At 39.9% G+C, this 13,142-nt stretch carries 10 protein-coding genes; 5 read left to right on the forward strand and 5 right to left on the reverse strand.

Going from position 1 to position 13,142, the window contains the following annotated elements; genetic code table 11:
• Positions 1 to 180: hypothetical protein (locus tag O9A_RS08085; protein WP_195890909.1), on the forward strand; the 180-nt coding region annotated here is incomplete at its 5' end.
• Positions 181 to 669: 489 nt separating this feature from the next.
• Here O9A_RS08085 and O9A_RS00730 read toward each other — a convergent pair.
• Positions 670 to 2,892, reverse strand: a complete 2,223-nt coding sequence (locus O9A_RS00730) for a primosomal protein N' (RefSeq protein WP_034457818.1) — start codon at positions 2,890 to 2,892, stop codon at positions 670 to 672.
• Positions 2,893 to 2,967: 75 nt separating this feature from the next.
• The gene (locus O9A_RS07895; protein WP_154656356.1) at positions 2,968 to 3,126 is read right to left on the reverse strand and encodes a hypothetical protein; all 159 of its coding nucleotides are present in this window, start codon (positions 3,124 to 3,126) and stop codon (positions 2,968 to 2,970) included.
• Between the two features lie 521 nt (positions 3,127 to 3,647).
• On the opposite strand from O9A_RS07895, the gene fsa reads away from it, so the two are divergent.
• Complete coding sequence (fsa, locus tag O9A_RS00735) at positions 3,648 to 4,301, forward strand: fructose-6-phosphate aldolase (RefSeq protein ID WP_034457820.1); 654 nt, start codon at positions 3,648 to 3,650, stop codon at positions 4,299 to 4,301.
• Between the two features lie 39 nt (positions 4,302 to 4,340).
• On the opposite strand, the gene O9A_RS08525 is transcribed toward fsa, so the two are convergent.
• The 3 genes from O9A_RS08525 to leuS form a co-directional block, all read right to left on the reverse strand.
• Entirely contained in the window at positions 4,341 to 4,475 is a 135-nt protein-coding gene (locus tag O9A_RS08525) for a hypothetical protein (RefSeq protein WP_280949012.1), read from the reverse strand.
• Positions 4,476 to 4,572: 97 nt separating this feature from the next.
• Positions 4,573 to 5,148 (reverse strand): hypothetical protein, encoded by a 576-nt coding sequence (locus O9A_RS00740; RefSeq protein ID WP_034457822.1) that lies wholly within the window; start codon positions 5,146 to 5,148, stop codon positions 4,573 to 4,575.
• Positions 5,135 to 7,777 carry a leucine--tRNA ligase gene (leuS, locus tag O9A_RS00745; RefSeq protein WP_034457824.1) on the reverse strand — a complete coding sequence of 881 codons (2,643 nt, stop codon included), beginning with the start codon at positions 7,775 to 7,777 and terminating at the stop codon, positions 5,135 to 5,137. Before leuS ends, O9A_RS00740 begins: the two co-directional genes overlap by 14 nt.
• A gap of 162 nt (positions 7,778 to 7,939) precedes the next feature.
• Between leuS and O9A_RS00750 the strand changes: the two genes are divergently transcribed.
• The 3 genes from O9A_RS00750 to O9A_RS07900 all read left to right on the forward strand — a co-directional run bounded on the left by O9A_RS00750 (position 7,940) and on the right by O9A_RS07900 (position 12,820).
• Positions 7,940 to 8,629 (forward strand): YggS family pyridoxal phosphate-dependent enzyme, encoded by a 690-nt coding sequence (locus O9A_RS00750; RefSeq protein WP_034457826.1) that lies wholly within the window; start codon positions 7,940 to 7,942, stop codon positions 8,627 to 8,629.
• Between the two features lie 1,961 nt (positions 8,630 to 10,590).
• On the forward strand, positions 10,591 to 12,549 hold the full coding sequence (gene acs, locus O9A_RS00755) for an acetate--CoA ligase (RefSeq protein ID WP_034457828.1): 1,959 nt from the start codon (positions 10,591 to 10,593) through the stop codon (positions 12,547 to 12,549).
• A gap of 25 nt (positions 12,550 to 12,574) precedes the next feature.
• Positions 12,575 to 12,820, forward strand: coding sequence for a hypothetical protein (locus tag O9A_RS07900; RefSeq protein ID WP_154656357.1), 246 nt, complete (start codon positions 12,575 to 12,577; stop codon positions 12,818 to 12,820).
• The last annotated feature ends 322 nt before the right edge of the window (positions 12,821 to 13,142 follow it).

Genomic DNA, 13,142 nt, shown 5'->3' on the forward strand with positions numbered 1-13,142 from the left:
TACCGCTACCGCTACCGCTACCGCTACCGCTACCGCTACCGCTACCGCTACCGCTACCGCTACCGCTACCGCTACCGCTACCGCTACCGCTACCGAAAAAATGTGTTATTTCAAGCTTATAAGCAAGAGGTTATAACGGACATCACCATAAAAAAGCAAAAAACCGATCTTTTTTCTTAAAATTGCCCATCTTTTAAGAAAGCATCTTTAAGAGAAGCCCTTTTAAAGCTATATTTTAAAAAATATCTCCTTTTAAGATAAAGAGTTATAAAAGTTATAGAACTTTGTTTTCTAAAGAAAATTTATGAATCCATATCAATCGGAACCCGAACAAAAAAAACATTTTCGGTGCACTAACAAACAGTGCACAAAATAAACCCTTGCAGATCAAAAGAGCACTACCTCTATAAAAAAGAAGTAGTAAAAACCGAAAACGATAACACCACCAAATGAGAGCCAGAGGAGCTTCCCCGGGACCCATCAAAGAGATATTGTTCCCACCGGGTGAAACTTGGCGCAGCGCATATGCATAACGTTCGGCAACTTAGTGTTTTCAGGAAAACACAATCAAAAAATTTTATCGTCCGTAGAAAGCAGAGAATAATAAAACAGACTCTCGTCTAAAAGACCCTTTTAAGCAAATATACCTTCTCATTATAACAATTTTTTCTAAAGAAAACTTTGTGGATCAATATCAATCTGAACCCGAACGGAAGAAGGCATTTTGGGTGCCTTTGCAAGCATCGCGCGAATAAAGCTTTGTATATCAAAACAACGTTGCCCTTGCAGCAAAAGCCGAAAACGATAACGCCCCCGAATGAGAGCCAGTGGAGCTTCCGCGGGGCCCATCAAAGAGATATTTTTTTCATCGGGTGCAACTTGGCGCAACGCACGTGCATAATATTCTGCCACTTGGCGTTTTTCTGAAGACACAATCAAAGAAGCAAGCCGTCCATAAGGTGGAAGATGATAATGTTCACGCATGGCAATCTCATAAGTATAAAAATCCTCACCTTTTTGCGAAAGCAAAGCTTGTATCACCGGATGATCAGGCTGATAGGTTTGCAAGAGGCCTAAACTTTCCAATCCCATACGCCCAGCCCTCCCTGTGACCTGCGACAAAAGCTGAAAGGTACGCTCTCCCGCACGTAAATCGCCATTTGCAAGCCCAAGATCCGCATCAATAACCCCAACCAGAGAAATCCCGGGAAAATGGTGTCCTTTCGCAACAAGCTGCGTTCCAATAAGAATATCAACCTCGCGCTTCGCAATTGCTTCCAATTCACGACGCAATTGACCAATCCCCCCTTTGAGATCAGTTGACAAAATCAATTGTCGTGACTGTGGAAAAAGCATCCGTGTTTCTTCCGCAATTCTTTCCACACCAGGTCCACAAGCGACAAGATGATCTAAAGTCCCACACTCAGGACAAGCTTCTGGAAGAGGCTGATGATATCCACAATGATGGCATTTAAGCTGCCCTTGCGCGCGATGCTCAACTAACCAACTTGAACAATCGCTACAATGAAAACGATGACCACAAACCCGACATAAAGTTAAAGGCGCATAACCACGACGATTAAGAAAAAGGAGAGCTTGTTCGCCTTTTTCGAGCGTTTGTTTTAAAGCATCTTCAAGAGCAGAGGAAATAAAACGCCCCTTTTGCACACCTCCTTGACGCATATCAACCACCCGCAACCGTGGAAGTGCTGCTTCTTTAAAACGTGATGGCAAATGCACCTTTTGATAACGTCCTCTTAAAACATTTGCTTGGCTCTCAATCGACGGTGTTGCTGAGGATAAAACAACAGGAAAATGCTCAAAAGAGCCACGTGCAACCGCCATATCACGTGCATGATAAAAAATACGCTCCTCTTGTTTATAAGCACCATCATGTTCTTCATCGACAACAATCAACCCAAGTTCATGAAAGGGGAGAAAAAGTGCCGAACGTGCCCCAGCTACAACCCGCACCCGTCCTTCTGCCACCTGCCGCCACACACGCTCCCGACGACGTGGTGTCAAATCGGAATGCCATTCTGCCGCTGCGGCTCCAAAACGCGCATGAAAACGATCTAAGAATTGTTGTGTTAAAGCAATTTCCGGCAATAAAATCAAAACCTGTTTACCCTCTATAAGCGCTTGGGCAACCGCTTCAAAATACACTTCCGTCTTTCCTGACCCCGTTACACCATCAAGAAGAAAAACTTGAAACTGCGAAGACACAACACCTTCCCGCAAAAGTCGCGCAGCTTCACTCTGTTCTCTCTCTAACACCGGCGGATCAAAATTCGGATTAGGCAGCGCCACAAGCGCAGATGGCGGTACCATAACCTCTTCAAAAACTCCAAGCGATTTTAATCCTTCAACGACAGAAACAGAAGTTCCTGCCGCATGCGCAAGACCAGAACGTGTCCAAACCTCACCATCGCGCGCCAATTCTAAAACCCTTAAGCGTGCTGGTGTTAAACGCCCCACATCTCCCCCACAATACCGCAAACCTGACATTTGTGCTTCTGGTTCTAAAGCAGCCGGCACAGACAAAACCAATCGTGCAACAAGACCAAAAGGAGCCATTGTATATCGGCTCACAAAACGCAAGAATGCAATCATCTCTGCCTTTAATGGCGGGCAATCAAAAACATGAAGAAGAGCACGGAGTTTGTCACGCGCCACCGATGCAGAACTTTGCCCATCTTTTGCCGTCTGCTCTCCAATACCAATGACAAAACCACAAACGTAGCGCCCCATCACTGGAACACGAACAAAAGAACCAATTTCACACTCCATAGAAGAGGGAACTTCATAACTATAAGCATGCACAACAGGAAGAGGCACCAAGACCGAAACAATCTTTCTCTCCTTCACACCCTCTGTCACATGTGACTTCATTTTTTGTACCAACTTTTCATAGTCCCCTTATATACCAACTTTGACCTTGCACTTCTATCTTTGACAAATCATCCGTTACGAAACCTTCCTTGCATAGCGTATCACTCCTCCCATCAACAACGCCCCATCAAAAACACCTCTTGGCAACCCTGTCCATTTAATGCATATCTCTTCACCACCCCCAACAAAACAAGCAACTTTTCTCCTCCATAAGAGATACCCCCATATCTCCATGCATGTGATCCAATCATAAAACAAGATGTTATCTTTAAACTCATGCAATTTATGTTATCGATAATTTTAAAACGATCGCATCTAACAGTGACTATCTAAGTTTATGAAACGAAACATATTATGAAGGGAGCTGCTGTACATTTCATTTGAACGTTACATGCGTTATAATATCCGCATCATGATTTGCTCATACAAGACAATCTTTTATAAAAAATGGTCAATTGAATCGAGCATAAAAGTGTTGATTCTAAAGGGAGTTATATAAAATAAATGCATATAATCTATTGACTTTATTATATATAATGTAGCTCACAAACAGAAACACTAGAGAACATCATAAACAAAACCTTCGCACAGTTTAGCCTCTTTCCAATGCCTCATTTTTCTTTTTTTCCAACTTACCATATGAGAGTGCATGTGCTCCCTCTTGCTTTTGCCATAAACAATAGCGCATAACAAAAAAAACAGGAGAAAGCATCACAAGCTTTGAATAAACAAGCGAAAAACTAAGGAGATGGGAGATGAAATTTTTTGTGGATAGCGCCAATATTGAAGAGATCCAAGAATTACAAAATTTAAACCTCATTGATGGTGTAACCACCAATCCCTCACTCATCTTAAAATCAGGACGCAATATTCTTGAAGTTACAAAAGAAATTTGTACTCTCGTACGTGGACCTGTTTCTGCCGAAGTTGCAGCAACGGAATTTGAAGACATCATGAAAGAAGCAGCTGTTTTAGCAAAAATTGCTGATAATATTTGCATCAAACTTCCCTTAACCTTTGATGGATTAAAAGCCTGTAAAGCTCTGACAGCGCAAGGATTAAAAACCAATCTCACGCTTTGTTTTTCTGCCAATCAAGCCTTATTAGCCGCCAAAGCAGGAGCAACATTCATTTCACCATTTGTTGGCAGACTCGATGATTACGGAATAAATGGGAGTGACCTGCTTTATGAAATTCGCACAATTTATGATAACTACAACTTTGCAACGCAAATTTTAGCAGCTTCAATTCGCACCGTTAATCACGTCAAAGAAGCAGCACTAAGCGGTACAGATGTTGCCACTGTTCCACCAGAAATCTTAAAAGCACTGGTTAAACATCCCCTAACCGAGAAAGGTTTGCAAAATTTCCTCGAAGACTGGAAAAAAACCGGACAAAATATCGCTTAACCTTTTGCAAAATCCCTTGAAAGCAACAGGAAAATCTATTCAGCTAAGTTCCTCAGCCACATGCTTTAACGCATCTTTTTCTGCTTGCAGAGTTGCATATTCTTGGAGCAGCCGTTCAAAAGACACACGCAGAGTTGTCCTACCGTTAGCACTAAGTGATGCAGATGTTGCCACAAACCGCCATCTTAAAAGCGTTCATCAAACATCCTTTAACCGAGAAAGGTTTGCAAAGCTTCCTCGAAAACTGAAAAAACAACCGACAAAATAACGTTTAACTTTTTGCAAGATCCCCTGAAAGTAACAAGAAAATCTGTTCAGCCAACTCCTCAGCGACACGCTTCCGCGCATCTTTCTCTGCTTGCAGAGTTGCATATTCTTGGCGCATCCTCTCAAAGGATGTGCTCATAGTTGCCATGCCGTTGGCAACAGGAATATTTTTCATATTTTTTAAGGTATAAAATGCTTTGCTCATCACGGTTCCAACGGAAGGCCGCCCGCTCCTCTTTTTGTCGAAATCAATCTCTATTTGGACAGATTCCTTTGTAAATACAGAGATCTTTAATACCAATTGATAAATCGGAGTAGAAGGTTTACTGCCATTTCCATAAAGAAGAAAGAGCAGATGATTGCGCACCATTTGACCAAAACGATCTGACGGTTCTTCAATGACGATAGAGGCAAGCTTTTCAGAAAGTCCTAAAGAATTTTTCCTTGAAGACCTATCCGCAACAGACTCTATCATCGACATCTGAGGCACCTGACGATAAAGTGGTTCAATTTTGCACCCACAAAGAAGCGTGAATAAAACCGCTAAACCAGCAGGAATAAAACTTTTAAAGAACAACATTGACAATCCTTTGTGGAACAATAATCATTTTTTTCACGGACTTTGTGATAAGATGTGCCTTTACAAAATCAAGAGCTAAAACAGCTTCTTCAATCATTGCTTTACTGGCTGTTGCTGCCACAATCACCTCACCGCGTTTTTTACCATTAATCTGTACTGGTAAGGTATAGCATTCTTCAACGGTTAATGCGCGGTCACAAACAGGCCAAGGAAGTTCAGACATTAAAGTTTTCTCCCCTAAAGCAGCGTGGCATTCCTCGGCTAAATGAGGCATGATAGGAGCAATCATCGCAAGAAAAAAATCCATCGCTTGACGCAAAGCAGCCTTCATTTCATCCTCAACATTTTCTATCCTGTTTAACAATGGCGCCATGATGTTCAAGAATTCATAAAGACGTGCAATTGCCCGATTAAAAGCAAATTTTTCCAAATCATCTTCCACAGCATGGAGCGTGCGATGTGCTGCTTTTGAGAGTTGCAAAGCCGCTCCCTGCTGCCCAGCACAAGGCGCCACATCTTTTAACACCGGAACACTCAAAGCCACACAACGCCAAACGCGTTGCACAAAACGATGTGCTCCTTCAACACCCGATTCTGTCCAGATAACATCCCGCTCAGGAGGAGAATCGGATAAAACAAACCAGCGCACAGTATCGGCTCCATAGGATGCAATAATCTCATCAGGATCAACGACATTCTTTTTTGATTTTGACATTTTTTCAATCAAACCAATCGTCACTTCGCTTTGATCAGTTAATTTATAAGCCTGACGTTTCCCATCCTTTTCAACAATCGAAATTTCTTCTGGTGAAACCCATCCCTTCTCATCCCGATAAGTTTCATGCACCACCATCCCTTGGGTAAACAGCCCTTTAAAAGGTTCATCGACAGTCACATACCCCATCAATTTCATGGCACGCATAAAAAAACGCGCATAGAGAAGATGCAAAATTGCATGTTCAATTCCACCGATATATTGTTGTACAGGCAACCATTTAGTTGTTGCTTGCTGATCAACGGGCTCTTGTGCAAAAGGTGCCGTAAAACGCGCATAATACCAAGAAGAGTCAACAAATGTATCCATTGTATCGGTTTCGCGTTTAGCAGGATTTCCACAGACAGGACAAGCAACTGCTTGCCATGTTTCATGGCGCACAAGAGGATTACCCGGCTGCTCAAACGTTACATCATCAGGCAACACAACGGGTAAATCAGCACGCGGGACAGGAACTACCCCACAAGATATACAATAGATCATTGGAATAGGGCATCCCCAATAACGTTGACGCGAAATACCCCAATCGCGCAAGCGAAATTGCACTGTTTTTTCCCCCTGAGGCTGCCCATTAAGCATTTGCTTCTCAAGCCTTTTAGCTGCTTCTTCAAAAGCCTGTTGTGGTGTCAAACCATCCAAAAAGCTGGAATTGATCATCACCCCATCACCGATATAAGGCGTTTCAGCAATGACGAAATCTTCTCTCTCAAGCCCTGAAGGCAAAACCACCGGCTGCACAGGAAGATCATATTTACGAGCAAAATCGAAATCTCTCTGATCATGGGCAGGACAGCCAAAAACAGCTCCCGTTCCGTAGTCCATAAGCACAAAATTGGCGATATAGACAGGAATATGCACCGTTGCATCAAAGGGATGAACAGCCAAGAGAGGTGTAAGAAATCCTTGTTTTTCAGCTGTTTCAAGCGCTGCGTTTGTTGTTCCACCACACCGACAATTTTCAATAAAATCGCTCAGTGTTTTGTCCTTTTTCGCGAGAGCTTGCGCAATGGGATGATCGACAGAGAGCGCCAAAAAGGAAGCTCCAAACAGCGTATCAGGCCGGGTGGAATAACAGACAACTTCGTTAAAGGACTCACAAACCTCATCACTTCCCTCTGTTGGCTTCAAAGCCCAACGAATCAGGAGTCCTTGTGACTTCCCAATCCAATTCTTTTGCATAATGCGGACTTTTTCAGGCCACTGTTCAAGCTCTTCAAGTCCTGCCAGTAAATCTTCACTAAAATCACTAATTTTTAAAAACCACTGCGTTAATTCACGCTGTTCAACCAAGGCGCCAGACCGCCAACCGCGCCCATCAACAACCTGCTCATTCGCCAAAACAGTCTGATCAACGGGGTCCCAATTCACCTTAGCCACTTTGCGCGCCACCAAGCCCTTTTGATAAAAATCAAGAAACAGCATTTGTTGGCGATAGTAATATTCCACATCGCAAGTAGCAAACTCGCGCGACCAATCCACTGAGAGTCCTAACTGCTTTAACTGCCCACGCATCACAGCAATATTCTGATAGGTCCAAGTTTTGGGATGCACTTTATTTTGCATAGCAGCATTTTCAGCAGGCATACCAAAAGCATCCCACCCCATAGGATGAAGCACATTAAATCCCTTTGCGCGTTTATAGCGAGCAACTACATCCCCCATGGCATAATTGCGCACATGCCCCATGTGAATGCGGCCTGAAGGATAAGGGAACATCTCCAAAATATAATATTTTTCACGGCGATCTTCTTGGACAGTCTGAAAAATTTTCTTTTCATCCCAAATTGCTTGCCATTTCTGTTCCTGAGCACGTGGATTATAGCGCTCGCCTAAATGATAATGTTCAATTGTCATTTCTATTATACTCTTTATAAAATTGAACTAAAAAATTTGTTTTATGCTTGACCATGGATTAACCCCTTCGTCAACATTTTCAGTAAATATTTCACGAAGTATTTTTCAAAGCTCTTACAAATAATAATGCAATCACTCAATAAAAACAGAAAGTATGAAAAGATGAGCACATACATCACCCCCCATAACTCTTGCATTGAAGCATGGAAAAATCTACAAAAGGACATTACTGAAACATGCAAAAACTATCATCGCCCCGCAGAAGAGGTTCAGCTTATTGCTGTTTCAAAAACTGTATCTGCAGAAAACATACTCCCTCTTTTACAAGCAGGTCAGTCTGTTTTTGCAGAAAACCGCGTGCAAGAAACGACTGAAAAATGGCCAGTTTTGCGTCAACAATTTGAAAATATTGAACTTCATCTCATCGGCCCTTTACAATCGAATAAAATAGCACAAGCAGTCAAAATTTTTGATGTCATACAAACTGTCGACCGCGAAAAAATAGCCAAAAGCTTAAGCATAGAAATGCAAAAACAACAAAGAACGCTCCCCTGCTACATTCAAGTCAATATTGGCTTAGAACCGCAAAAAAATGGCATTGCACCACAAGAAGTGATTCCTTTTGCTGCCCAATGTAAAAATCACTATGGACTTGATATCATAGGTCTTATGGCCATTCCCCCTGTAGAAGAGAACCCTGGTCCCTATTTCGCCCTGTTAGCAAAATTAGCAAAACAAGCTGGTCTTCCAAAGCTTTCAATGGGCATGTCCAATGATTTTAAAACAGCCATTCAATTTGGTTCTAACGTCCTTCGCATCGGCTCTGCTTTATTTGGAAAGCGCCCTCTCTGATCAGCCCCTCCACCAAAAGTGCCAAAAAAAAAAGAACCCATTTATAAAGGCAAAATGATAAAAAAATGCATGTGAGTTGCACACGAATGGAAAAGAGTACCGCAAGATAAATAACCGCAAAAGAACATTCAGCACGATTTTTGCGATGGTTTCCGTTAAAAACATTGTATCAACTTCTCCAATACGTGTGAACAGTTCCTCCACTTGCCAATGGCGTAAAACAAGCAGAAGCGGCTTAAAAGATGGGTGTAAATACGACACCCAAATTTCAATGATAGCACATAAATTTTCTGTACGCTGAAAAGGATAAGATGCTATCAGTAATTGCCTGAAAAATAAAATTCACCAAGCCAAAAAACACAAAATAATAGCAACGAAACTGAGTCCGATAAAGATATGAATGTATTTCTTTTAAAACAAAGAGAAGAATTCTAATTTTTCAGATGAATAACTCTTTTTATTTTATGCTTTTGTTAACAATAAGTATTTATTATTGTTTTACATTTAACACGTATTACTTTATTTATTAGGAGTAATACTATGAATACAGATAATACATTTATTATTTATACAGCGCTTTTATTACTATTTTTAAAAATTAAATTTGATATTGCTCTAAAATGCATGATAACCAATTAATTTGTATCATTGTGATATGATTTTTATAATTAAGTAAGTATGTTCGATTCAGGCTTAGTTTATACTATAGATGATTCAACACCTGTTTATAGAAGTACATGTAGCTCTAGTGATTTTGCTTATCACATGGGTGCAATCGGCTTGCAAATAGGAGCTCAAATAGGAGTATTTGCAGCATTTCAGGTGCTATAACTGGAGGACCAACAGGTGCAGTTACAGGTGGCCTCATAGGTTTCGGAGGAATTTTCTTAGGAAGTGCTCTTTGAAACTTGGTAAAGAAAGCTCATGAATGTTAGTTCTAATTTATAGAGAATAGCTACAAAGATATCTCTGAAGTTAAGTAATTTTGTAACCATATTCAAAAAAATATACCAAAGTTAAATATCTATAGATAAAACAGTCTTCAGAGATATCTCTTTCTTGGAATTTTATTATGATGAATATTTTTGACCAGATTAAAGAATTATTAGATAATAATTCTTTACATTTTTAGGTATTCCTATTTTACGAAAATTTAGTGATCTCAGTTGAAAGGAAGCTGTAAAAACAATATTATGCATAGTAATTCTGTTCTTTATCATTAATGGTTTTCGTAAATATACTGGTTTATATTAATACTTTAATGAGTTTATCCTTTTTGAAACAAAAGAGTTTTAAAAAAAAATATTCAAATTGATAAATCATCCAACACACTTTCCCATTGTTTTAAGGATATTCTAAGGACGTGTATGATCAGATAGTTTACTTGATTTCTTTCCTGCTCTAAAAAAACAAGAAAAAGGTTAATTCTAGATTTTCAATTCATTCCTACCTTTTGTGGTTTTTTAAGAAACATTTCCCCTAGATCCCAATCTTATCTCAGAGCTTCATCTGTAAATAGTATAATGCAAACACTGAATACCACTTTTTTACATTTATGGAAGTCATAAACCTATACCATCGCAATATACGTCCTTCGGGAATGACTTTACAAATGTTACCAATAATTTATAAATCGCTCTCATCCCATCTCCCTTTTATATGTTTTTTTAATTTTAATTTCTTTATGCGCTTATAAAAAGTTTTATATAACAATACGCTATTTATGTATTTTATACAATCTACACCTTTTTTTATAATGTACTCTACCGCATTTGAGCACCTTAAAAACAGCATAAAAATGCGTACTCTTAAATACAATCGCATCAGATTTGAAAAATTGACTATTCCAATCTTTGTAATTTAAGCTAATCTCAAGAAGAGAAACTTTTGGAAAAACTCTGCCAAAAACGCAAAAATACAATGGCTCATTTTTCCAAAAAATAAATGAAAAGAGGGAACATATGTCTGAAAAAATCTATCCAATACCAGATGATATCAAAAAAAATGCTTTGATCGATGAAGAGACCTATCAAAAATGGTATCAGGAAAGCATCAATGATCCAGAAAGCTTCTGGGCAAAACATGGTCAATGTATTGAATGGTTTGAGCCTTATACAAAAGTAAAAAATACTTCCTTTAACGGTGAAGTATCGATTCAATGGTATGAAGATGGCATAACAAATGTTGCCTATAACTGCATTGATCGCCATTTAAAAACCCATGGTGACAAAATCGCACTAATTTGGGAAGGAGATAACCCTTATCACGATAAAAAGATAACCTATAATGAACTTTATGAACATGTCTGTCGTTTTGCAAATATCTTAAAAAATCACGGTGTTAAAAAAGGTGATAAAGTTACCATTTACCTAACCATGATCCCTGAAGCGGCCTATGCAATGCTAGCCTGTGCTCGCATTGGCGCTATTCATTCAGTTATTTTTGCAGGCTTTTCTCCTGAAGCAATAGCAGGACGCATTATAGATTGCGAATCGACTTTCGTTATTACCGCAGATCAAGGCTTGCGTGGAGGAAAACAGATTAATTTAAAAGACAATGTTGACCATGCTATTGAGATTGCAGCTCGCCAGAATGTACATGTGGATCAAGTCATGGTCATACGGCGGACCTGTGGACCAATCCATTGGACAGAGGGACGTGATTTTTGGTATCATGAGGAAGTATCTCACACCAAAACAGACTGTCCAGTAGAAAAGATGAATGCTGAAGATCCACTTTTTATTCTTTACACCTCAGGATCAACAGGTAAACCTAAAGGTGTTTTACATACAACAGCAGGTTATCTTGTGTATACATCCATAACACATAAATATGTTTTTGATTATCATGCTGGTGAAATTTACTGGTGCACTGCTGATATTGGTTGGATTACCGGTCATTCTTATTTGGTTTATGGTCCTCTTTGCAACGCTGCCACCACTTTAATGTTTGAAGGGACACCAACCTTTCCCGACAAAGGTAGATTCTGGGAAATTGTCGATAAACATCAAGTGAATACATTCTACACCGCACCAACAGCTATTCGCGCTTTAATGGGTGCAGGTAATTCATTTGTTGAACACTCAACAAGAACATCCTTGCGTCTTTTAGGTACCGTGGGTGAACCTATTAATCCAGAGGCATGGGAATGGTTTTATCATACGGTTGGAAACAATCACTGTCCGATTCTCGATACATGGTGGCAAACAGAAACAGGAGGACATATGATCACGCCCCTGCCTGGTGCAACACCGCTTAAAGCAGGCTCAGCCACACGTCCTTTTTTTGGGGTACAACTCCAAATCATAGATACAGAAGGAAATATTCAGGAAGGTGAGGCAGAAGGTAATCTTTGCATTATTGACTCATGGCCTGGACAAATGCGCACACTCTATAATGACCATGAACGCTTTATTCAAACCTATTTTTCCACCTACAAAGGAAAATATTTTACAGGTGATGGTTGTAGGCGCGATAGCGATGGCTATTACTGGATTACAGGGCGGGTTGATGACATTCTCAATGTTTCTGGACACAGATTAGGGACAGCAGAAATTGAATCAGCGCTTGTTTCGCATCCCGCTGTTTCAGAGGCCGCCGTTGTTGGCTACCCTCATACCATTAAAGGACAAGGGATTTACAGTTTTATCACCTTAATGGAAGGGACAACCCCAAGTGAAGAGTTGCATCAAGAGCTTATCAGACATGTCAGAAAGAAAATAGGCTCCATTGCCCTATTGGATAAAGTTCAATTTGCCTCTCAGCTCCCTAAAACGCGATCGGGAAAAATTATGAGACGTATTTTGCGAAAAATTGCTGAAAATAGTTTTGATAATCTAGGAGATATTTCAACTCTTGCTGAACCACAAGTCGTTGATGATCTTATTGCCAATCGTCAAAATAAAGAAATCGTAGTTTAACCTAAATCCCAACGGTAGCTTTAGCTTGACTGCTCAAATTATCCCAGCTTTTCTGCTAAAATCACCGGTAAAGCACCAAACTAGCACCACCATTTTATTTGCCAACTCAAAATGTTGCGATTGCCCTTGTGTTGAGAGAATTCATGAAAGATTTACACCTTTCTTAAATGGTTTTTACCCAAACATTGCTCTCTCTTATGAAAAACAAGAAAAAAGGTTTGAAATAAGAGAATCTACTGTTTTTGAGGCTGTCATTCAAATTGTAAAATGATTAAAAACAAACATTCAAAACGACAGAGTATGAATTCTACCACGGTCTGAAGCCATAAAGACACAACAGCTTTCAACAACCAGACAAGAAAGACGCTCAAAAATAGAAAAAGTTGCCTGCACGTTTCTGCTAGAATCACCCTGAAATTCCTGCTAAAATCATGAATGAAAATAAATAAGAAAAATGTAACAATTGATGATATTCTGAGAGGTGCTCTTTTTCTTTTACTGTTTTTGTTATTGAAAAAAAGTGAAGCGTGTGGAGTATGAACCAAACCAAGAGCCTCAAGCAAAAAGAGCAAAGGTCCTTAAAATATAAAAGC

Origin of the sequence: Bartonella koehlerae C-29 (assembly GCF_000706625.1) — a bacterium.
Lineage (GTDB): Bacteria > Pseudomonadota > Alphaproteobacteria > Rhizobiales > Rhizobiaceae > Bartonella > Bartonella koehlerae.